Genomic DNA, 22,090 nt, shown 5'->3' on the forward strand with positions numbered 1-22,090 from the left:
AAGTTTAATCGCTCAATACTGCTGACATAAAATCGCACTTTCAAATTTAAACCTAATTAAAATCAGGTTAAAAGAAAGTAATGAATTTCTAGTTAGCACCTATTAAGACTTCAAAATTAAAAAAATATTTTCAATCAAGTCAATCAACAAGTGCCCACACAGATTGTCTGATAAATTGTTAAAGAACAAAAAGAAACGACGCACTGGAAATCAATTTTAAATCATTCACAACAGTGCGTCGTTGTGTGGTGCGTATTATAGGGAAAAATTAAAACCTTGCAAGCGCTTTTTGTAAAAATTTTGAAAAAAATCATCGCTTGCGTATTTTTACGGCAAAATGAGCGTTAATTTAGCTAAATTTGTCACTTATTTGTTCTTTTAGCCCACTTTGTCTTTCTGTTTTAGCTCCAACACTGTATTTCCACACTTTTTCGCTACCAAATAAGGTAAATTTATCCTTCGCTCTTGTGATTGCTGTGTAAATTAACTCTTTCGTCAGCACCGGAGAAATTGAATGCGGTAACACCAATACCGTATGTTCAAATTCAGATCCTTGCGATTTATGCACCGTCATAATATAAGCCGTTTCATAATTTGAAACCCTACTGAGTGGCAAACTATGGTGTTCTCTATTTTCTTGTAACGAATCAAAATAAACTCGGCTTTCCCCATTTTCGTCAGGCAAAATGATTCCAACATCACCACTGGCAATGCTATTTATCGGCATATTTTCTGTCATTAAAATCGGTTTCCCTATATAACGATCTCGGCTATGATTAAATTTCACCAACCCAGCTCTGCGTAATCCCTCTGCAATCGCAATATTAAGGCGTTCAACACCGAGTTCACTTACCCTTAAGGCTGATAAAATGCGGACTTTTTGAAATTTCTCAAAAATCGCTTTCACACTCACTGAGTGTGGATTTTTCTCCCGTTTTTGAACCGCTTGCAAATAATCACGATAAAGTTCAACTGCCTTATCCACTACCATTTGCACACTTTTTTCAATCCAACTTGATTTATCTGTTACCTCTTTCGTTTCCGGATAACAGAAGTTTTCTAACTTATTGCTGCTTTTATATTTAGCAAAAATCTCCCACGAAAGATTAATTTTTTGCTCATTTACTGCATTTGCCAGCTCGCCAATCCACGCTTTTTCACCAAATCGATAACTATGCTTTAAGTGCGATAAACAGTCACCAATCGGCAACGTATTACCTGTTTCAATTTGATAACCGGTAACCTCTTTCAGGTAATCGCAATGTGATTGGCTATAACCATTCTCGATAAAAGAACCCAGCTCTCCCATAATCGATCCTGCCTCTACAGAGGCAAGCTGATCTTTATCCCCCAGCATTATCAAGCGAGAGTTTGGTTTGAGCGCTTGAACAATTTTCTCCATCATTGATAAATCAATCATCGAAGCCTCATCTAATACGACTAAATCATAATGCCACGGGTTTTTGGCATGATATTTGGTTTCTTCACTCAATGGTCTAGCGCCAAGCAGACGATGAATTGTCACAGCTTGTGTTGGAATAGCCTGTTTTAACGCCTCAGATAAGCCCTTCTCTTCCGCCAGCTTACTTTCCAGCGACTCCTTCATTCTTGCCGCTGCTTTTCCTGTTGGTGCAGCCAGAGCTATTTGCAAATATGGTTTTTGTAGTGCTTGCTGTTTTAATTGCAGCCCGAGTAATAATTTTACTACCGTAGTTGTTTTTCCGGTTCCTGGCCCACCTGAAATTAAGCTAAACTGCTTTTCTAATGCTGTTGCAACGGCAATCTTTTGCCAGTCGATAGTTTGAGCTTTCCCAGTGAATAGTTGGTTGAGAATGCTTTGGCTTAATTCGGTATTTGCAAATTTTTCCGAAAAATCAACCGCTTGTTGTAAATAACCGGCAATGCGATGTTCCGCTTGCCAGTAGCGATAAAAATAGAGCAAACCGTTTTGGAATAACATCGGTTTAATTGTTTCGGGGGAATGGCTAAAAGCGATATGATTTTTCAGCACGCTCTGCCATTCAAGCGGTGGAATTTGCTCAATTTTTTGCAAAATTTGTTCGAGCAAATGATAAGTTTGTGGCTTGCTATTTAATTCAAAAAGAGAAGAAAGGCTGAGATTTTCCAAACGTAATGCCGTATGCCCAAGCCCCACTTGGTAAGAAACCAACGCAGCAGCTAACACCGCTAAATCTTGTTCCAAAGGTGAATAACCATAGGGCTTCTGTTTGTTATCAATAAAACGGGCAAATTGATAATTTAAGTCAGAAATCACCTTTTCTTGTTTAAGTTCCAATAATAAATTCAGCATAATCAAACCTTGAATCAACCACCTTGCATTAAGCGATAATACTAATCTTTTTTGCATTATTTTCTAAGGGATTTTTTATTTTAGGCGTATAATTTAGCCTTTCTTGTGATTTTAACTATGTAGATAACTATGAAACCAGCAACAGCAACCATTGATAGCCAAGCCCTCCGCCATAATATTCGCCTGATCAAATCTTTTGCACCAAAGCAAAAATTATTGGCGATGATCAAAGCCAATGCTTACGGGCAAGGCTTATTGCCGGCTGCCGGCACATTAGCGGATATAGTTGATGGCTTTGGAGTTGCCCGTTTGCGTGAAGCCTTAGAAATTCAAGAAACCGGCTACACAGGCAAAATTGTGCTAGTTGAAGGTTTTTTCGACCGAGAAGAGTTGCTCAAAACCCTTTCCCGTAAGTTTGATACCGTGATTCATAATATCGAACAACTGGAATTACTCGAGCAAGTAGCAAAAGAATGGCAGGCAGAGCAACAAAAAGGCTTTTGGGCTCGTAAAGCCAAAATCTATTTCCCAATTAATATTTGGCTAAAAATCGACACCGGAATGCACCGTTTAGGCATTCACCCAGAACAAGTCGATCATTTTGTTGAACGTTTGAAAAATTGTGTGCTGGTTAATTCAATCAGCTTTGTCAGCCATTTTAGCCGTGCCGATGAACTCGATTGTGGCTATACCGAAAAACAAATTGCGGTGTTTGAGCAAGCTACGCAAAAATATCACGATCACGCCCGCAGTATTTCTGCCTCAAGCGGTATTCTTTATTGGAAACAGGCTCATTATGATTGGGTTCGCCCGGGTATTATTATGCACGGCATTTCGCCACATTATACGCCGATTACCGATTTAGGTTTTAAACCGGTAATGACGCTTTCATCTTCCCTGATCGCCGTGCGTACCCATAAAGCCGGCGAGCCTGTAGGCTATGGTGGTGCTTGGGTAAGCCCTAAAGATACCAAACTCGGCGTGATTGCAATGGGCTACGGTGACGGCTACCCTCGCAATGCTCCTGAAGGTACCCCTGTGTTGATTAACGGCAGAATAGTGCCGATTGTCGGTCGGGTTTCGATGGATATGCTGACGGTCGATTTAGGTGCAGAGAGCCAAGATAAAGTAGGCGATAAAGCCATTTTTTGGGGAGAGCAACTATTAATTGAAGATGTGGCGAAACACATTGGCGTGATTAGCTATGAGCTGATTACTAAACTCACTCCTCGTGTGATTTTTGAGTATAAATAGACAACAAGCGGTAAAATTTTCAACAAATTTTACCGCTTGTAGCTTATTCAAGATCGAAAATATTATTTCGCACAACCGCAGGTTGCCACTTTCTCTTCAAAACGGCGGGCGGCTTCGTCCCAGTTTACCACGTTCCAGAATGCTTTAATGAAATCCGGACGGCGGTTTTGGTAGTTTAAGTAGTAAGCGTGTTCCCAAACGTCTAAGCCTAAAATTGGGTAGCCTGAAACACCAGCCACTTCTTTGCCCATTAGTGGGTTGTCTTGGTTAGCGGTTGAAACAACGGCTAATTTACCCTCTTCTAATACTAACCACGCCCAGCCTGAACCAAAACGAGTAGTCGCTGCTTTTTCAAATTCTGATTGGAAAGCTTCAACTGAACCGAAATCACGCTCAATCGCTTCTTTTAATGCACCTTGTAAGGTAGTGCCTGTTTTTAAACCTTTCCAGAATAAAGTGTGGTTTACATGACCACCTACGTTGTTACGCACTGCGATACGTTTTTCTGCAGGCACTTGGCTCAAATCTTTGATTAATGCACCTGGACATTTTTCTAATAATTCAGGGTGAGCTTCTAATGCTGCATTTGCATTGTTGATGTAAGCTTGGTGATGTTTAGAATGGTGGATTTCCATTGTTTTAGCATCGAAATGTGGCTCTAACGCATCATAAGCGTAGCCTAATTCTGGTAATGTATATGCCATAGTTAATTCCTTTCAAATAGTAAATAGGTTAATCAGAGTTAAACTCCGAGTACATTTTATCAAGAAACACACAAAAAATGCACATTTTTTTGATCTAGAACAAAATTATTTCACTATCTATTTAGAAAGGTTCCTAATCAAATTCTTGCTTTTAATTGTTTTATATAGAAAGACAAAGAAATTTAAAAAAATGTGGTGAAAAACAGCGTTAAGCCCATTGACAAAGGCATTATTTTCACGCATTCTTGAACCATTATTCACTCTCTTGACCGAGATTCCGCCAATGAATTGTTTTAATATGATGACAACGATTATTACCACCATTATGTCTCCAACATAGTGCGGGTGTTGATTGGCTGAAACAAAGAAAGAATAAAACGAAAACCCGCTACAAGCGGGTTTTTTTGTATAAAAACTTACAAATAATTTATCAGGAGTAACTATGCGAGTTCTTAAATTTGGAGGCACTTCCCTTGCCAACCCTGAACGCTTTATGCAAGCGGCAGAGATTATCGAAAAAGCTCACTTGGCAGATCAAGCTGCCGGCGTATTATCCGCCCCTGCCAAAATCACTAATCATCTTGTCGCTATTGTAGATAAAGCGATTGCCGGTGAATCATTTCAATCTAACCTTTCCGAAGCTACCGAGATTTTCCACAACATCATTAACGGCTTATATGTCGCAAATAATCACTTTGCCAAAGAAGAACTATTAGCCTTAGTGGAAGCGGAATTAAACCAAATTCAACAAGTTGCAGCTGAGTCAGCTCAAACTAAATCGTTGTCAGATAAAATTGCTGCCACTATTCACTGCCGTGGTGAAAAACTTTCTATTGCGATGATGCAAGCGTGGTTCGAGGCAAAAGGCTATGAAGTCACTCGTATCGACCCTGTCGAAAAATTATTGGCTCACGGCAGCTATTTGGAATCTTCGGTCGATATTGCCGAATCCACCAAGCGAGTTGATGCAGGTTCAATTCCAAAGAAAAATATCGTGCTAATGGCTGGTTTTACCGCAGGTAATGAGCAAGGCGAACTGGTGTTATTAGGGCGTAACGGTTCAGATTATTCTGCCGCTTGTTTGGCAGCGTGTTTAAAAGCCGATGTGTGTGAAATCTGGACTGACGTAGATGGCGTTTACACCTGTGACCCTCGTTTAGTGCCTGATGCAGTATGTTTAGAAACAATGAGCTACCAAGAGGCAATGGAGCTTTCTTACTTTGGGGCAAAAGTGATCCACCCTCGCACCATCGGGCCTTTAGTGCCACTCAACATTCCGTGTTTAATCAAAAATACCGGTAATCCGGAAGGAAAAGGCACATTAATTGATGGGAATGTGGCAAACGATAATCTCAAAGTAAAAGGGATTACCAATCTTGATAACGTGGCAATGTTCAACGTTTCAGGTTCAGGAATGCAAGGAATGGTGGGTATGGCAGCCCGTGTGTTCTCAACGATGTCGAAAGCCGGTATTTCAGTAATTTTAATTACCCAATCATCATCAGAATATAGCATCAGCTTCTGTGTGCCGGCAAAATCAGCAGAAAAAGCCTTAGCTGCATTAAATGCTGAATTTGCACAAGAGTTATCTGAAAACTTACTTGACCCGATTGATATTATTAAAGATTTATCTATTGTTTCGGTAGTCGGTGACGGTATGCGTACCGCTAAAGGAATTGCTGCCCGCTTCTTCTCTGCCCTTGCTCAAGCTAACATCAGCATTGTGGCGATTGCACAAGGTTCATCAGAGCGTTCCATTTCTGCTGTCGTGCCGTTAAATAAAGCAATTGAGGCAGTAAAAGCAACTCACAAATCACTATTTAACAGCAAACGTGTAGTGGATATGTTTTTAGTCGGTGTAGGCGGTGTGGGTAGCGAACTCATCGAGCAAGTCAAACAGCAAAAGGAATTTTTAGCAAAGAAGGACATTGAGATCCGAATTTGTGCCTTAGCCAATTCGGACAAAATGTTATTGAACGAAAACGGCTTAAATTTAGAAAATTGGAAAGACGATTTAGAAAAAGCAATTCAGCCGTCAGACTTTGACGTACTGCTTTCTTTCATCAAATTCCACCACGTGGTAAACCCAGTATTTGTAGATTGCACTTCGGCACAATCGGTGGCGAACCTGTACGCACGAGCCTTAAAAGAGGGCTTCCACGTTGTGACACCAAACAAAAAAGCCAATACATCAGGTTACGATTACTACTTAGAAATGCGTGAAAACGCCCGCCAAAGCCAGCACAAATTCCTGTATGAGACTAACGTAGGGGCAGGTTTACCGGTGATCGAAAACTTACAAAACCTGTTAGCTGCCGGCGATGAAGTAGAAAAATTTGAAGGGATTTTATCCGGTTCGCTCTCTTTCATTTTCGGCAAGTTGGAAGAAGGTTTAACTCTTTCGCAGGCAACCTTAATCGCCAAAGAAAAAGGCTTTACCGAGCCTGATCCACGTGATGATTTATCAGGGGCAGATGTAGCTCGTAAACTCTTAATTCTTGCTCGTGAAACCGGCTTACCGCTTGAATTTGAGGATATTGAAATTGAAGGCGTATTGCCAAAAGGCTTCTCGGAAGGAATGAGTCGTGATGAGTTTTTACAAGCTCTACCGTCTTTAGACGAAGAATTCAGCAAGCGTGTAGAAGCTGCCAAGGCTGAAGGCAAAGTGTTGCGTCATGTGGGCTCGATCACAGGTGATAAATGCCGAGTTGCGATTGAAGCCGTGGACGAAAACCACCCACTTTACAAAGTTAAAGACGGCGAAAATGCCCTTGCTTTCCTCACACGTTACTACAACCCTATTCCATTATTATTGCGTGGCTATGGTGCGGGCAATAGCGTAACCGCTGCCGGTATCTTTGCCGATATTCTGCGTACTTTACAAGGAGGAGTGAACTAATGGCGTTACGAATTTATGCCCCAGCTTCAAGTGCGAATATTAGTGTGGGTTTTGACTCATTAGGCGCTGCAATCTCCCCGATTGACGGCTCTTTGCTCGGCGATGTAGTTCAAATTGAAGAGAGTGAACAACAATTTGAGCTAGAAAGTGCAGGTTATTTTGTGCGTAAATTGCCAAAAGAACCACAAAAGAACATTGTTTACCAAGCCTATGTGCTGTTCAGTGAACGCTTAAAACTGCGTGGTGGCAACGTAAAAAATTTGCGTTTAACCCTCGAAAAAAATATGCCGATTGGTTCAGGGCTTGGCTCAAGTGCCTGCTCGATTGTTGCAGCATTAGTGGCACTCAATAAATTCCACGATGAACCGTTCTCCAAAATGGAATTACTGGAAATGATGGGCGAATTGGAAGGCAGAATTTCCGGATCCATCCACTACGACAACGTTGCCCCTTGCTATTTAGGCGGCTTGCAATTAATGACACAATCGCTCGGTAATATTTGCCAACCGTTGCCATTCTTTGATGAGTGGTATTGGGTGCTTGCCTATCCGGGGGTGGAGGTTTCCACTGCAGAAGCTCGTGCGATTCTGCCAAAAAGCTACACTCGCCAAGATATGATTCAACAAGCTCGCTACTTAGGATCTTTCGTCCATGCTTGCCATACACACCAAGATATCTTGGCTGCTACAATGATGAAAGACCTAATTGCTGAGCCTTACCGTGAAGATTTACTGCCGAACTTTCCGACTGTTCGTCAAGGCTGTAAAGACTTAGGTGCGTTAGCGGTTGGTATTTCAGGTTCCGGTCCGACAATGTTTGCGATAGCCCCTGATCTCGAACACGCTCAACGTTTAGTGAGCTATTTAGAGAAAGAATACCTACAAAACAACGAAGGCTTTATTCATATCTGTAAAGTCGATAATCAAGGAGCAAGAGAGCTGAGATAGCCCTCTCGAACAACCATATCACTAAATAACTTAAAGGACTGACTCCAATACCACTTGGAGCAGTCCTTTTTAATTAATTTTTTGAAAAGTCTATCACTTATAAACAATCGAAGGCTATGCCTTACGCCAAATTGTACCGTTTGGCGTGTCTTCCAGTACGATATTCATCGCTTTGAGCTTATCTCGCACTTCATCGGCAACCGCCCAATTTTTAGCTGCTTTGGCTTCGTTGCGTTGTTTGATTAAGGCTTCGATTTCTGCTGTTTCATCGTCATTCGCATCACCTTTTAAAAACGCATCGGGGTTTTGTTCCAGTAAGCCTAGCACGCCGGCTAACTCTTTTAAACGAACGGCTAAACCGTTGGCTTTTGCCATATCTTCGGTTTTGAGTTTGTTCAACTCACGGGCAATTTCAAATAACACCGCTAATGCCCCTGGGGTGTTGAAATCATCGTCCATTGCGGTTTTGAAAGCTTCTACATAGTGTTCTCCGCCAATGGCTTCACCCGACACATCACAACCACGCAGAGCGGTATATAAACGCTCAAGAGCCGAACGGGCTAAATCAAGGTTGTCAATGCTGTAATCTAATAACGAACGGTAATGAGCGGTTAAGAAGAAATAACGTAACGATTCGGCATCGTATAAGCCTAACATATGGCGAATGCTGAAGAAATTGCCCAACGATTTTGACATTTTTTCTTTATCAATGGTGAGCATTCCAGTGTGTAACCAATAATTGACATAATCGCCACCGTGAGCACAGCAAGATTGTGCAATTTCGTTTTCGTGATGCGGGAACATTAAATCCGAGCCACCGCCGTGAATATCAAAATGTTCGCCCAACTCTTTGCTATTCATTGCCGAACATTCAATATGCCAGCCCGGTCTGCCATTGCCCCACGGGCTTTCCCAGCTTGGCTCACCGGCTTTCGACATTTTCCACAAGACAAAATCCATCGGGTTTTTCTTGATGGATTTAATTTCAACCCTTGCACCGGCTTGTAGTTGCTCTAAATTTTGGCGGGATAATGCACCATATTTCTGGAACGATTCCACATCAAACATCACATCGCCATCGGCTGCGACATAAGCGTGTCCGTTGTGAATCAGTTTTTCTACCATCGCAATAATTTCAGGAATATGCTTGGTGGCTCGTGGCTCAACGTCCGGACGAAGAATGTTTAATGCATCAAAATCTTGGTGCATTTCGGCAATCATTCTATCCACTAATTCATCGCAGGTTTCGTTATTTTCTAACGCACGTTTGATGATTTTGTCGTCCACATCGGTAATGTTACGCACATAGCGTAAATTGTAGCCTGAATAACGTAAATAACGGGCAATCACATCGAAAGAGACAAAAGTGCGACCGTGCCCAAAATGACAAAGATCGTAAACCGTAACGCCACAGACGTACATTCCCACCTGATTTGGGTTAATCGGTTTAAATTCTTCTTTTTCACGTTTTAAGGTGTTATAAATTTTGAGCATAAAGTCCTCTTGTGTAACATTTAGTAACAAATAGGGCTAAGTATAGCGAATAAGCGGTCTGATTTTGAGATTTTTTTGCAATTTGGCGTAAACTTTTTAATAATAGCGAGCGAAATTTATTTTCCATTCCATTTTTATTTATAAAGGAACACAGAATGATTACATTACATACCAATTTCGGTGACATCAAAATCGAATTAAACTTTGAAAAAGCCCCGATTACCGCTAAAAACTTTGAAGATTACGCCAAAGAAGGGTTTTATAACGGCACGATTTTCCACCGTGTAATTGACGGTTTTATGATTCAAGGTGGCGGAATGACGGCAGGTATGTCTGAAAAAGCAACCAAAGCTCCGATCCAAAATGAAGCTAACAACGGCTTAAGTAATAAACGAGGCACAATTGCAATGGCTCGCACTTCTGATCCGCATTCTGCTTCGTCACAGTTTTTCATTAATGTGGCGGATAACTCCTTCTTAGATTATCGCTCAAAAGAGATGTTCGGCAGAAGTGTAGTGCAAGATTGGGGCTATGCAGTATTTGGCGAAGTGGTTGAAGGTATGGACGTGGTGGATAAAATCAAAGGCGTAAAAACCGGCAATAAAGGCTTCCACCAAGACGTGCCGGTTGAAGATGTAGTGATTGAGTCTGTAACTGTTGCCTAATTCGGCAAATTAGCCTACAAGCGGTTGATTTTTCGCAATTTTTTGCATTCCTCAGCGTTGCAAAAAAGTAGCAAAAATCGACCGCTTGTTTTTATAGAAATTGATACAGCCAAATAATCAGCGGCATTGTAAACACACAAAGTAAAGTGGTTACACCATAAATCGCACTGGCTTTTTTGGCATCTTGCCCGTAAGCCACCGCCATTTGGGTCGCCGTTGCAGCAGAAGGGCTGATGGTGGCTAAGAATGTAATCATTACCACCGTTTTTCCATTCTCTATCCAGCTCGCAAAACCGCCGAGTTTAATCACCGCTAACAAAATCAGCGGAATAAAAATCAAGCGGAGAAAAGCCACCAAGTAAATGCGTTTATCGGTAATAATCTCTTTAAATGGAATTGCTGCAATTAACATCCCTGCCACAAGCATTGCTAAAGGTCCTAACATATGCCCTAAAGTTGAGAGCGTGTTTGCAAGCGTAGCGGGCAGTTTGATATGTAGCAAAAACAACATCATACCAATCACAATCGCAATAATGTTGATATTAAAGATCATCTTTCTAAACGGCACATTGCCTTTGCCACAAATCAGCAGCCGTAAGTGAGACCAAAACAACACATTTTGCACCACAATAAAAGCCGTTGAATAAATCACCCATTCATTGCCGAACAGGGAGGCAACAATCGGAATAATTAAGTTGCCGGAGTTGGAATAAATAGCGGTGGCTTGTTCTATGTTGTCTAATTTCAACGCTCTTTTGAGCAGCCAACCAAGCAGAATTAACAAGCCGTTTAATAAGACGGAGATTAAAAATGCCAGATACAAGCCGTTTAGTATTTCGGTGGTGTAATCTACTTGAAAAGCAGTAATCAGCATTGCCGGGCTGATAATGTAAAGTCCGATAACCGAAATCGGATAACTGTGCTCCGATTTGAGTAATTTGGTTTTAACGATGAGGTAGCCGAGCAGCACCATCAGGGTTAATTGTAGAATTTTATCGGCTAATAAAAGGGCTATTTCCATTATCAATTAAGAGCGAGTCTCTCTTCTCCTGCATAAATGGTCGCTTTGCCTTTGCGGGCAAAAGCAAGTAAGGTAAATTGATTTTCACGAGCCATATTCACTGCCATTTCAGTGGTCGCTGAGATGGCACACAGCATTTCAATGCCGATGGCTAAGCATTTCTGCACCATTTCAAAGCTGGCACGACTAGTTACAAACACAAGTCCAATCGGAAAATCAGCTTTAGCATACCAACCGATTAATTTATCCAACGCTACGTGTCTGCCTACATCTTCACGAATGGCAAGCAGTTTTCCATCCGGGGTAAAAAATGCAGCGGCGTGGCTTGCACCGGTTTCTTTCGATAAGAATTGAGCATTTTCTAGCTGTAATAAACAATCCTCTAAAATCAGTGGATTGACGTTCTGCAAGCGGTTATTTTTCTTAACAATTTTGCAACTTTGATTAACCTGCTCTAATTGCTCTACACCGCAAATACCGCAACCTGTTCTGCCTGCCATTGAGCGGCGTTTGTCTTTTAATGCAACAAATTGGCGGCTCGATATTTCAAGCTGAATTTCTACTCCATTTTCTTGTTCAATTACATCTAAACCATATAATTCCGATGGGGCATTTAAAATCCCTTCCGCCAATGAGAATCCTAAAGCGAAGTCCTCCAAATCAGCCGGAGCTGCCATCATTACAGTATGAGAAATACCGTTATATACCAAAGCAACCGGCACTTCTGAAATTAAATTCTCTTCATCATCTTTTTGTTTAATACTATTAGTTGATAATGATAATTTTTTGGCATTTATTTTTGTGATCTTATTCACAATATTTATCTCTCACTTGACTAAAAAGTAGTTTATTTTGTTAAAAAGTTGTATCATTAAATTGTTTAAATTTGGTTTACATCAAATTAATTTAAGATTTTATCTATTTACCAAAAAAAGAGTATGTTCATTTTCTTTTATTAGGGGGAAAATGATACACCTCTTAGATCAATTTATTAAATTAATTTTGATCAAATTTTGTTTTATTTCTCACATTATGTGATTTGGAGTGATTATGCAGATCTCAAGACGTAAGTTCTTCAAGGTCTGTGCAGGTGGTATGGCGGGAACTTCTGCTGCAATGTTGGGTTTTGCTCCAGCAACAGCATTAGCTGCACCGCGTGAGTATAAGCTCTTAAGAGCAAAAGAAACTCGGCAAACCTGTACTTACTGTGCCGTTGGCTGCGGAATGCTGATGTATTCCTTAGGCGACAACTCAATGAACAGCAAAGGAAAATTAATTCACATCGAGGGTGACCCGGATCATCCGGTTAGCCGTGGGGCGTTATGTCCGAAAGGCGCAGGGGCATTGGATTATGTAAACAGTGACCGCCGTGTGCATTATCCGGAAGTACGTGAAGCCGGTTCAAGCGAGTGGAAACGTATTTCGTGGCACGAGGCAATTGAACGTATTGCCCGCCATATGAAAAATGACCGTGATGAGAACTTCGTCACCCACAATGAAGCAGGGCTGGAAGTAAACCGTTGGATGACGGCAGGTTTCTTAGCAGGTTCAGCGTGTAGTAACGAAACCGGTATCGTCACCCAGAAGTTTATCCGCTCTCTCGGTATGATTTTTACCGACAACCAAGCGAGTATCTGACACGGACCAACGGTAGCAAGTCTTGCTCCATCATTTGGTCGCGGTGCGATGACCAACCACTGGGTTGATATTAAAAACTCTGATTTAGTGATCGTTATGGGCGGTAACGCAGCCGAAGCTCACCCTGTGGGTTTCCGCTGGGCAGTTGAAGCGAAAAAACAGAACGGTGCGAAGTTAATGGTGGTCGATCCACGCTTTAATCGTAGTGCTGCGGTGGCTGATATTTATATGCCATTGCGTCCGGGTACGGACATTGCGTTCTTGTTGGGTGCGGTAAACTACCTGCTTAAAAACGACAAAATTCAACACGAGTATGTGAAGCATTACACCAATGCCACATTCTTGATCAACGAAGGTTTCAAATTCGAAGACGGGCTTTTCACCGGCTACGATGAAGCCACTCGTACCTATAAAGACAAATCCACTTGGGCTTATCAGTTAGATGAACAGGGTCAGCCAAAACGGGATATGACCATGCAAGATCCACGTTGTGTGATCAATATGCTCAAAGACCACGTTTCCCGCTATACGCCTGAAATGGTAGAACGCATTACCGGTACGCCCCAAAAAGATTTCCTGATTTTCTGTGAAGAGATTGCGAAAACCTCAGCGCCGGATAAAGCCGCCACCTTCCTCTATGCCTTAGGTTGGACACAACACACCGTGGGCGCACAAAATATTCGCTCAATGGCGATCATTCAGTTGCTGTGCGGTAACATTGGTGTCTCCGGCGGTGGGGTAAACGCACTGCGTGGTCACTCTAACGTACAAGGGATTACCGACTTAGGCTTGTTCCCACATATGTTGCCGGGCTATATCCGCCTGCCAACCGAAGCGGACGCAACCTTAGAAAGCTACTTAAATGCGATTGCACCGAAAACCTTAGTGGTAGGACAAGTGAACTACGGGCAAAACAACCCGAAATTCGCTGTGAGTATGCTCAAAACCTTCTATGGCGATAAGGCAACCAAAGAGAACGAGTTCGGCTATCACTATTTACCGAAATACCCGAAAGGCGGTACGGATCACTTTCGCTTTATCGAGCAGATGTACCAAGGCAAAGTGAACGGCTATTTCTGCCAAGGTATGAACCCGATTGCCTCTTACCCTAACTCGCAGAAGTTAATTAAAGCGTTGAGCAATTTGAAATATTTAGTCATTTTTGACCCGCTTATTACCGATACTTCTGAGTTCTGGAAAAATCACGGTGAGTTCAACAATGTGAACCCATCTGAAATTCAAACCGAAGTATTCCGCTTGCCGACCACTTGCTTTGCGGAAGAAGATGGTTCAATTGCGAACTCCGGTCGCTGGTTACAATGGCACTGGAAAGCAGCAGATGCGCCACACGAAGCAAAACCGGACGTGGATATTCTGTCTGAAATCCGTGCCGAACTAATCCACCTTTATCATAAAGAAGGCGGAAAAGCACCGCTTGAACCGTTAGAAGCGATGACGTGGAACTATATGAACCCGTTAGAACCGAAACCGGAAGAGATCGCCAAAGAAAACAACGGTTATGCGTTGGAAGATCTCAAAGATGCGGACGGCAACATTATCGTGAAAAAAGGCGAACTATTATCCAGCTTTGCACAAATGCGTGATGACGGCACAACCTCTGGTGGTTGTTGGATCTACTGCGGTCAATGGACTCCGAAAGGTAACCAAATGGCGAACCGTGATAACTCCGACCCATCAGGCTTAGGTAACACCTTAGGCTGGGCATTCTCTTGGCCGGTAAACCGCCGTATTCTATACAACCGTGCATCGGCAGATTTAAGCGGTAAACCATGGAACCCGAAACGCCAATTAGTTAAATGGAACGGTAAAAACTGGAACTATGTGGACGTTGCTGACTATGGTACAGCACCACCAAATAGCCCTGTGACACCATTTATTATGCAACCGGAAGGGGTATCTGGCTTGTTCGTGCGTGAACGTATGCAAGACGGCCCATTCCCTGAGCATTATGAACCGTTTGAAACCCCAATCGGCACTAACCCGTTGCACCCGAATGTGATCAGCAGTCCGGTGGCACGCATTCTGCCGAGCGATAAAGCGGATTTAGGCACTAGCGATGAGTTCCCTTATGTCGGTACAACTTACCGCTTAACCGAACACTTCCACTACTGGACGAAAAATGCCCTGATTAACGTCATTGCTCAACCGGAGCAGTTCGTGGAAATCGGCGAGAAACTTGCCGAAGAGAAAGGCATTAAAAATGGTGACAAAGTGCGTGTTTGGTCTAAACGTGGTGAAATTAAAGCCGTTGCCGTGGTGACTAAACGTATCCGTTCATTGGTCTCTGACGGCAAACCAATCCACACTATCGGTGTGCCGATCCACTGGGGCTTTGCGGCTACAACCGGTGCGAAAAAAGGCTATTTTGCCAATAACTTAACCGTGCGAACAGGTGAACCAAACTCAAATACACCTGAATCGAAATGTATGTTATTAAACATTGAGAAAATTGTGGGGGCTTAACCGATGAGTACAGTTCAAACTCAAGACATTATTAAAATCTCCGCAACCTCGGCGCTGACACCGGCGCCGCAGGCTCGTTCGCACCAAGTGGAAGTAGCGAAACTGATCGATGTCACCACTTGTATCGGCTGTAAAGCCTGCCAAGTGGGCTGTTCAGAATGGAATGACATTCGCTCCGATGTAGATGCAAACTGTGTCGGCGTGTACGACAACCCTGCGGATCTGAATGCGAAAGCGTGGACAGTAATGCGCTTTAACGAAGTAGAAGAAAACGACCGTTTAGAATGGTTGATCCGTAAAGACGGCTGTATGCACTGTGCCGAGCCGGGTTGCTTGAAATCTTGCCCATCACCGGGTGCGATTATCCAATACGCCAACGGTATTGTTGATTTCCAATCCGACAAATGTATCGGTTGTGGCTACTGTATCGCAGGTTGTCCGTTCAACATTCCTCGTATGAATCCGGACGATAACCGTGTTTACAAATGCACCCTGTGTGTGGATCGTGTCAATGTTGGTCAAGAACCGGCTTGCGTGAAAACCTGCCCGACCGGTGCAATCCGCTTCGGTAGCAAAGAAGAGATGAAGTTCTATGCAGAACAACGCATTGCTGATCTGAAATCTCGTGGCTATGAAAATGCTGGCTTGTACGACCCTGAAGGCGTTGGCGGTACGCACGTAATGTATGTATTACATCATGCCGACAAACCGGAGCTTTATTCAGGCTTACCGAAAGATCCGAAGATTGATACCACAGTAACCTTATGGAAAGACGTTTTAAAACCTGTGGCGGCAGTAGCGTTGGGTGGTTTAGCTTTAGCAGAAGTTGCACACTATATTACCGTTGGGCCAAACGTTGAGGAAGATCTTGAAGAACACCACCATAGCGAAAATGCAGAAGGAGGCAAACATGAGTAAGAAATTTGAAATCACGAACGATACCAAAATCGTTCGTCATAAGCCCTTAGCTCGTGTTAGCCACTGGTTCTTAGTAATCTCGTTTTTTATGACGATGTTTACCGGTGTGGCATTCTTCTTCCCTGACTTTGCTTGGCTTACCGAGATTTTAGGTACTCCACAGATTGCCCGTGCAGTCCACCCATTTACCGGGATTATAATGTTTATTGCATTTATTATTATGGCGTTAATATATTGGCACCATAATATCCCTGAGAAAAATGATATTCGTTGGGCAAAAGGCATTGTTGAAGTACTAAAAGGTAATGAGCATGAAGTTTCCGATAATGGAAAATACAATTTGGGTCAAAAATTACTCTTTTGGACTCTTATTCTTGCGATGTTCACTCTTTTAGCCACAGGGATTATTATGTGGAGACAATTTTTCTCTCACTACTTCTCGATTCCTATGCTAAGAATTGCAATTTTACTTCATTCAGCAAGTGCATTTATGCTATTTACCGGAATTTTAGTACATATGTATATGGCATTCTGGGTAAAAGGCTCAATCAGAGGTATGGTTGAGGGTTGGGTTACCGTTCGCTGGGCAAAAAAACACCACCCAAGATGGTACCGTGAAGAAGTGCTACCTGAATTAGAAAGACAAGTAGCTGAGCAAAATAATAAATAACCTCAAGTGCGGTATTATTACCGCACTTTTATTTTATTGGTTTAAAAAGAATATTATGAGTATCAAAATACTACCTCAAGATGATATCAAACAAGCAGCTAGTTCATTTCAACAACCCGAGCTCTTATTTGCTAATCCCAAAAATCTGTATTTACGCCGCGCTAAGCGGCTACGTGAATTAGCCAAGCAAAACCCATTCGGTGAATATATGGAGTTTTCTGCTAACCTCGTGGACATTCAATTAGCATTACTTGAAAGCCAGCCAATTGCAGATTATTCTCAAAAAATAACCGCTTGTGTAGAGCGCACGCAAGGAGAAACACCGCTAAATGCACAGAATTTTCAGCGTACTGATGAATGGCGGACACTACTCTTAGCCATTATTGAGAAATTCAAGCCTTATGCAAATAATACTGTTCTTGCAACAATTGAAGTATTGGAAAAGGCAGCTAAGTCAGAGCTAGACACACTTGCTGATAATTTGCTAAATGAACGATACGAACTTGTGGGCGCAGATAAAGCTGTCTTTATTTGGGCTGCTCTCTCACTTTACTGGGTACAATTAGCTCAACAATTACCACGTAATTCTCGTGCAGAAATAGGCCATAAACATTTATGTCCGGTATGTAACTCAGCACCTGTAAGCAGTGTGATTCATTTCGGTGAAGCTCAAGGGTTACGTTATCTACACTGTTCTTTATGTGAAAGTGAATGGCATGTAGTACGTACAAAGTGTACAAACTGTGATGAAACCGGCAAACTAGATTATTGGAGTTTAGATACAGTAGAAGCAGCAGTTAAAGCTGAAAGTTGTGGCGACTGCCATTCCTACTTAAAAGTACTCTATCAAGATAAAGACGTGAATGTGGAACCTGTTGCTGATGATTTAGCAACTCTATTCTTAGATTCCGAGATGGAACAAAAAGGTCTTTCAAGAAGTGGGATAAATCCATTTTTATTTCAAGTAGAGTAACTCATTTACAACAAAAACGGAGCATAACGCTCCGTTTTTTATTACATTTAACTCATACACTATACTTTTTTAATCAGCTATTTTTTTAACTTCACAGCGATTAGCAATAATCTCCCGATCTGACATAAATGCGTATCGGCATTGAGATTTAAAATATTGAATCACAGAATCATCAAGAGGTCGTTGTGCTCCAACACGTAATTCCTCCATAGAAAAATTACTAACCTCTTCATCTTTCTCTTTATTTTTCAATACCTTACGTTCAGATATTCTAAACTTAGGCTTGTCTTGCTGTTTTTTTACTCCGTTTAATTTTTCTTTATTATTAGGAATAGGATTACTTGCATAACTAATACTATTCATCGTAAGAAAAAGAGAAATAACAAAAAAGCTAAAAGCGTTTTTCATAGCAAACCCATAAATAAAATGTAGCATAATCATAAAATTACGTAACATTCTATTACATTTAGCGCATGGTTACAAATTCTTCAGATCCTGTCGGGTGAATAGCCACTGTGTTGTCAAAATCAGCTTTCGTCGCGCCCATTTTAATTGCAACAGCAAAACCTTGAATCATTTCATCAACACCAAAACCAATACCATGTAACCCAACCACTTTTTCCTCTTCCCCAACACAAACTAATTTCATTCGGCAAGGTTGACGATGTTGTGTAACCGCAGTATACATTGCAGTAAATGAAGATTTATACACTTTCACATTTTCTGCCCCATATTGCTCAATCGCTTTTGGCTCACTTAAACCAACAGTACCTATTGGTGGGTGGCTAAAAACGACTGTCGGAACTAAGCTATAATCCAAATGTTCATTTGGTTTATTATTGAACAACCGTTCCGATAGTCTGCGACCAGCTGCAACTGCAACAGGAGTTAATTCAATACCACCTTCAATAATATCACCAACAGCATAGATATTTGGCACATTAGTATTTTGGAATTTATCCACTTTGATAAAACCACGCTCGTTGGTTTCAACACCAGCAGCCTCTAAATTAATCTTATCTGTCGCTGGCTCACGACCAATAGCCCACACCAAGCTTTCAACAGAGGTTTCACGACCATCTTGCAATTTTAATGTCAATGAACCATCTGCATTTTTAACTACTTCTTGAGGAGTCGCTTGTGTATGTAATTCGATCCCATCTTGAGCTAATACTTCAAGCAATGTATCCACTATTAATGGGTCTTGATTACGCATTGGAGCATGTTGACGAACAAAAAGATGGGTATTTACTCCTAAACTATTAAATACTCCAGCTAATTCAACTGCAATATACCCTGCCCCCACAATTGCTACTGACTTCGGTAAAGCATCTAGTGCAAATACACCATCAGAAGTGATACCGTATTCAGCCCCTTTCACATTGGGTACAGTTGGACGACCACCTGTTGCAATCAGAATATGGTCTGCTGTGACCTCCTCAACGGAACCATCAGCATAACTCACTTCTAATGTTTTAGCATCTTTAAAGCGAGCAAAACCATTTAAAACATCAACATTATTTTTTGCCAGCACATTACCATATGAGGTATGAATGCGCCCAATATAGGCCTGGCGACTCTCAACTAATTTGGCATAATCAAAATTATTTACCGTAATGTCAAAACCATAATCAGGGGCGTAATGGTTAATCGCTTCTGCAACTTGTGCACCATAGAACATCACTTTTTTGGGTACACATCCCACGTTCACACAAGTGCCACCTAAATGTTTTGCTTCAATAATGGCACATTTTTTCCCATAGCTTGCTGCTCGATTAATTGAAGCAATACCACCACTACCACCGCCGATAGCAATATAATCATAATGTTTAGCCATAAACTATTCCTCGATCTATAAAAACAAAAGCAACTTATTCGTTAAGCGCTTTATCAAATTAAATTTGCATAGAAGACTAATGTTTCATATGCCCTGAATTCAACATTTTATCAATATACGCCATCGCTAATGCTGAAACAATAAAGGCTAAGTGAATAACTACTTGCCACATCATTTGCTTTTCATCAAGATTTGAAGCATTGATAAATGTTTGTAATAAATGAATAGAAGAAATACTGATAATTGCCATTGAAAGTTTTACTTTCAAAATAGTCGCATTAACGTGATCCAACCATTCTGGCTGATCAGGGTGATCATCTACTTTTAATCTAGAGACAAAAGTTTCATATCCTCCAACAATAACCATAACCAAAAGATTTGCAATCATCACCACATCTATTAAATTTAATACCGCTAACATAACAGTATTTGAATCCATTTCATTTAAATTGATAACTAGATGATACAATGATTTAATAAACTTATACGCATATATCCCCTGTACAACAATCAACCCTAAATAAATAGGTAATTGTAACCAACGACTTGCGAAAATAATTTTACCTAAAATATTTGCCCTAGTATTTAATTCCGAATGCATATATCTCCTATAAATAGCAATACAAAAATAAATTACAACGCTCAAATTCTAACAATTTTTTGCCAAAAAATTAAGATATTTAACCGCTTGCACCTTATATTTTAAAACCTTGTCCATCGTTCCAAGAAACCGTATATTCTAGAGGTAAACGGCAACTTGGCAACGCTGGGTTTGCTGCTTTACCGATAGCTAGTAGCATAACAGGCAAATAACGTTCTGCATCTATATTCAATAATTTTAATACAGCAGGGCGCTCAAACACGCCTATCGCATGAGTATCATAGCCCTTATCTTTGGCAATTAGCATTAATTGCATTGCCGCCAAACTAGTATCAATTAATACCTGATCTCTAATTTCTGCTTGAGTTGCTTGGTTATGAAGATTTAGTAAAAAATCAAATTTACGTTCACGAAACTCTTTATGCAAACACCCAGTTTCTACCGATTGATCAACAATTGCGCCTAATAATTTTTCATATTGCAAATCTGCCAATATCACCACAATAGCAGACGCTGTTTCACAAGGTGGGCCATTAAAGGCAACATTTTTTGATAATGCTGCTTTAAGAATTTCATCATCAATAATGACAAAACGCCAAGGTTGCAGATTTGCTTTTGAGGGAGCAAGCTGGGATAAAGCGACCATTTCTTCTAATTCAGTTCTACTAATCTTAATTGTTGAATTAAAAGCTTTGATAGTTTTACGCTGTTCAATCGTATGTTTCAATTCCATCTCTTTTCTCCTATCTTTCCAACGATTGAGATAGTCTATAATTTAAAGATTAGGAATGTAATAATTGAAAAGAGTTATTCTGCATATTTATTGAAATAGGTCAAAATTATCAAATAATCATATTAGAGCAGGAGTAAAGATTTAGCTTGCCCAAGCATGCACACTAAGGTGCTTTCCAAAATGACTTTCAATTAAGCGTTTTGTAATTTGATGTTGCGGATTCAGTAAAACCTCTTTCGTCAAGCCATACTCTACTACTTCGCCACTTTGCATCACCATTATTTTATCGGCAATATGTTTAATCAGACCTAAATTTTGCCCCACATAAATATAAGCAATCCCTTGTCGCTGCTGGACACTTAACATTAAATTAATTAATTGTGTTTTGACTGAAAAATCCAGTGAATTAATCGTATCATCCGCAATAATAATTTCCGGTTCTAAAATTAAAGCGCGAGCAAACGCAATACGCTGCTTTTGTCCACTGGAAGCCTCTGAAATAGGAATGAGCGCTTGCTCAGGATACATTCCTACCAATTTTAGCGTATTAAAAATACGCTCATTTCTTTCCTCTTCATTTAAATCTGTCGCCAAGCGGAGCGGAGCATCTAAAATTTGTCCTATATTATAATTAGGATCAAAGGCATCGTTAGGGTCCTGAAACATCATACGAATATGCTTAGCCCGGTATTTATAATCGCCAAATGAAAGCGGTGTTCCTCTAAAAATCAGTTCCCCAGATGTTGGCTTAACCATACCAGCAACCATTTTAGCCAAGGTAGATTTCCCAGCTCCGTTTTCACCAATAATCGCTAAAGTTTCCTTGCGATTTAGGGTAAAAGAAACTTCTTTTACCGCATAAAAATCTTGTTTATGAAACAGGCTACTACGTTCAATAAAACGCTTATTCAGATGATTAACTTCGAGTAATGCCATAATGA

General features: G+C 41.1%; 18 protein-coding genes. 8 read left to right on the forward strand and 10 right to left on the reverse strand.

Going from position 1 to position 22,090, the window contains the following annotated elements; genetic code table 11:
* Positions 1–349 precede the first annotated feature (349 nt).
* Positions 350–2,311, reverse strand: coding sequence for an exodeoxyribonuclease V subunit alpha (recD, locus tag ACJ7Z2_RS10500; RefSeq protein WP_409501144.1), 1,962 nt, complete (start codon positions 2,309–2,311; stop codon positions 350–352).
* A 129-nt stretch (positions 2,312–2,440) separates the two neighbouring features.
* Between recD and alr the strand changes: the two genes are divergently transcribed.
* Positions 2,441–3,565, forward strand: coding sequence for an alanine racemase (gene alr / locus ACJ7Z2_RS10505; protein WP_409500265.1), 1,125 nt, complete (start codon positions 2,441–2,443; stop codon positions 3,563–3,565).
* 62 nt (positions 3,566–3,627) lie between these two features.
* Here alr and sodA read toward each other — a convergent pair whose 3' ends face one another.
* Positions 3,628–4,269, reverse strand: a complete 642-nt coding sequence (sodA, locus tag ACJ7Z2_RS10510) for a superoxide dismutase [Mn] (RefSeq protein ID WP_409500266.1) — start codon at positions 4,267–4,269, stop codon at positions 3,628–3,630.
* A gap of 442 nt (positions 4,270–4,711) precedes the next feature.
* Between sodA and thrA the strand changes: the two genes are divergently transcribed.
* Positions 4,712–7,168 carry a bifunctional aspartate kinase/homoserine dehydrogenase I gene (thrA, locus tag ACJ7Z2_RS10515; RefSeq protein WP_409500267.1) on the forward strand — a complete coding sequence of 819 codons (2,457 nt, stop codon included), beginning with the start codon at positions 4,712–4,714 and terminating at the stop codon, positions 7,166–7,168.
* Positions 7,168–8,115, forward strand: coding sequence for a homoserine kinase (gene thrB, locus ACJ7Z2_RS10520; RefSeq protein WP_154704598.1), 948 nt, complete (start codon positions 7,168–7,170; stop codon positions 8,113–8,115). The genes thrA and thrB overlap by 1 nt, the downstream gene beginning before the upstream one ends.
* 114 nt (positions 8,116–8,229) lie before the next feature.
* Here the strand turns inward: thrB and cysS are convergent, their stop codons facing one another.
* Positions 8,230–9,609, reverse strand: a complete 1,380-nt coding sequence (gene cysS / locus ACJ7Z2_RS10525; protein ID WP_409500268.1) for a cysteine--tRNA ligase — start codon at positions 9,607–9,609, stop codon at positions 8,230–8,232.
* A gap of 155 nt (positions 9,610–9,764) precedes the next feature.
* On the opposite strand from cysS, the gene ACJ7Z2_RS10530 reads away from it, so the two are divergent.
* Positions 9,765–10,274: a peptidylprolyl isomerase gene (locus ACJ7Z2_RS10530; RefSeq protein ID WP_409500269.1), complete on the forward strand. Its 510-nt coding sequence runs from the start codon at positions 9,765–9,767 to the stop codon at positions 10,272–10,274.
* 91 nt (positions 10,275–10,365) lie between these two features.
* Here ACJ7Z2_RS10530 and ACJ7Z2_RS10535 read toward each other — a convergent pair whose 3' ends face one another.
* Together ACJ7Z2_RS10535 and fdhD are read right to left on the reverse strand one after the other, a co-directional pair.
* Positions 10,366–11,295, reverse strand: coding sequence for an AEC family transporter (locus ACJ7Z2_RS10535; RefSeq protein ID WP_006247914.1), 930 nt, complete (start codon positions 11,293–11,295; stop codon positions 10,366–10,368).
* 2 nt (positions 11,296–11,297) lie between these two features.
* Positions 11,298–12,110 carry a formate dehydrogenase accessory sulfurtransferase FdhD gene (gene fdhD / locus ACJ7Z2_RS10540; protein WP_409500270.1) on the reverse strand — a complete coding sequence of 271 codons (813 nt, stop codon included), beginning with the start codon at positions 12,108–12,110 and terminating at the stop codon, positions 11,298–11,300.
* 235 nt (positions 12,111–12,345) lie between these two features.
* On the opposite strand from fdhD, the gene fdnG reads away from it, so the two are divergent.
* The 4 genes from fdnG to fdhE are packed head-to-tail and all read left to right on the forward strand — an operon-like array spanning position 12,346 to position 17,978.
* A complete protein-coding gene (fdnG, locus tag ACJ7Z2_RS10545; RefSeq protein WP_409500271.1) occupies positions 12,346–15,417 on the forward strand; it encodes a formate dehydrogenase-N subunit alpha in 3,072 nt (1,023 codons plus the stop codon).
* A gap of 3 nt (positions 15,418–15,420) precedes the next feature.
* A complete protein-coding gene (gene fdxH / locus ACJ7Z2_RS10550; RefSeq protein WP_126302542.1) occupies positions 15,421–16,335 on the forward strand; it encodes a formate dehydrogenase subunit beta in 915 nt (304 codons plus the stop codon).
* Positions 16,328–17,005, forward strand: a complete 678-nt coding sequence (locus tag ACJ7Z2_RS10555; protein ID WP_126302543.1) for a formate dehydrogenase subunit gamma — start codon at positions 16,328–16,330, stop codon at positions 17,003–17,005. The genes fdxH and ACJ7Z2_RS10555 overlap by 8 nt, the downstream gene beginning before the upstream one ends.
* A 55-nt stretch (positions 17,006–17,060) precedes the next feature.
* Positions 17,061–17,978, forward strand: coding sequence for a formate dehydrogenase accessory protein FdhE (fdhE, locus tag ACJ7Z2_RS10560; RefSeq protein ID WP_126302544.1), 918 nt, complete (start codon positions 17,061–17,063; stop codon positions 17,976–17,978).
* Between the two features lie 69 nt (positions 17,979–18,047).
* On the opposite strand, the gene ACJ7Z2_RS10565 is transcribed toward fdhE, so the two are convergent.
* The 5 genes from ACJ7Z2_RS10565 to ACJ7Z2_RS10585 all read right to left on the reverse strand — a co-directional run bounded on the left by ACJ7Z2_RS10565 (position 18,048) and on the right by ACJ7Z2_RS10585 (position 22,085).
* Entirely contained in the window at positions 18,048–18,434 is a 387-nt protein-coding gene (locus ACJ7Z2_RS10565; protein WP_126302545.1) for a hypothetical protein, read from the reverse strand.
* 10 nt (positions 18,435–18,444) lie between these two features.
* A complete protein-coding gene (gorA, locus tag ACJ7Z2_RS10570; protein ID WP_154704606.1) occupies positions 18,445–19,815 on the reverse strand; it encodes a glutathione-disulfide reductase in 1,371 nt (456 codons plus the stop codon).
* A 76-nt stretch (positions 19,816–19,891) separates the two neighbouring features.
* Positions 19,892–20,416, reverse strand: coding sequence for a TIGR00645 family protein (locus ACJ7Z2_RS10575; RefSeq protein WP_006247922.1), 525 nt, complete (start codon positions 20,414–20,416; stop codon positions 19,892–19,894).
* 94 nt (positions 20,417–20,510) lie between these two features.
* Positions 20,511–21,149: a nitroreductase family protein gene (locus tag ACJ7Z2_RS10580; RefSeq protein ID WP_006252211.1), complete on the reverse strand. Its 639-nt coding sequence runs from the start codon at positions 21,147–21,149 to the stop codon at positions 20,511–20,513.
* Positions 21,150–21,290: 141 nt separating this feature from the next.
* Positions 21,291–22,085 (reverse strand): ATP-binding cassette domain-containing protein, encoded by a 795-nt coding sequence (locus ACJ7Z2_RS10585; protein WP_154704607.1) that lies wholly within the window; start codon positions 22,083–22,085, stop codon positions 21,291–21,293.
* Positions 22,086–22,090 lie beyond the last annotated feature (5 nt).

Source organism: Mannheimia glucosida, assembly GCF_046267875.1.
GTDB classification, from domain to species: domain Bacteria; phylum Pseudomonadota; class Gammaproteobacteria; order Enterobacterales; family Pasteurellaceae; genus Mannheimia; species Mannheimia glucosida.

Coding starts and splice junctions, on each gene's coding strand:
- recD (WP_409501144.1), bottom strand. CDS start 2,311: ATGCTGAATTTATTATTGGAACTTAAACAAGAAAAGGTGATTTCTGAC.
- alr (WP_409500265.1), top strand. CDS start 2,441: ATGAAACCAGCAACAGCAACCATTGATAGCCAAGCCCTCCGCCATAAT.
- sodA (WP_409500266.1), bottom strand. CDS start 4,269: ATGGCATATACATTACCAGAATTAGGCTACGCTTATGATGCGTTAGAG.
- thrA (WP_409500267.1), top strand. CDS start 4,712: ATGCGAGTTCTTAAATTTGGAGGCACTTCCCTTGCCAACCCTGAACGC.
- thrB (WP_154704598.1), top strand. CDS start 7,168: ATGGCGTTACGAATTTATGCCCCAGCTTCAAGTGCGAATATTAGTGTG.
- cysS (WP_409500268.1), bottom strand. CDS start 9,609: ATGCTCAAAATTTATAACACCTTAAAACGTGAAAAAGAAGAATTTAAA.
- ACJ7Z2_RS10530 (WP_409500269.1), top strand. CDS start 9,765: ATGATTACATTACATACCAATTTCGGTGACATCAAAATCGAATTAAAC.
- ACJ7Z2_RS10535 (WP_006247914.1), bottom strand. CDS start 11,295: ATGGAAATAGCCCTTTTATTAGCCGATAAAATTCTACAATTAACCCTG.
- fdxH (WP_126302542.1), top strand. CDS start 15,421: ATGAGTACAGTTCAAACTCAAGACATTATTAAAATCTCCGCAACCTCG.
- ACJ7Z2_RS10555 (WP_126302543.1), top strand. CDS start 16,328: ATGAGTAAGAAATTTGAAATCACGAACGATACCAAAATCGTTCGTCAT.
- fdhE (WP_126302544.1), top strand. CDS start 17,061: ATGAGTATCAAAATACTACCTCAAGATGATATCAAACAAGCAGCTAGT.
- ACJ7Z2_RS10565 (WP_126302545.1), bottom strand. CDS start 18,434: ATGTTACGTAATTTTATGATTATGCTACATTTTATTTATGGGTTTGCT.
- gorA (WP_154704606.1), bottom strand. CDS start 19,815: ATGGCTAAACATTATGATTATATTGCTATCGGCGGTGGTAGTGGTGGT.
- ACJ7Z2_RS10575 (WP_006247922.1), bottom strand. CDS start 20,416: ATGCATTCGGAATTAAATACTAGGGCAAATATTTTAGGTAAAATTATT.
- ACJ7Z2_RS10580 (WP_006252211.1), bottom strand. CDS start 21,149: ATGGAATTGAAACATACGATTGAACAGCGTAAAACTATCAAAGCTTTT.
- ACJ7Z2_RS10585 (WP_154704607.1), bottom strand. CDS start 22,085: ATGGCATTACTCGAAGTTAATCATCTGAATAAGCGTTTTATTGAACGT.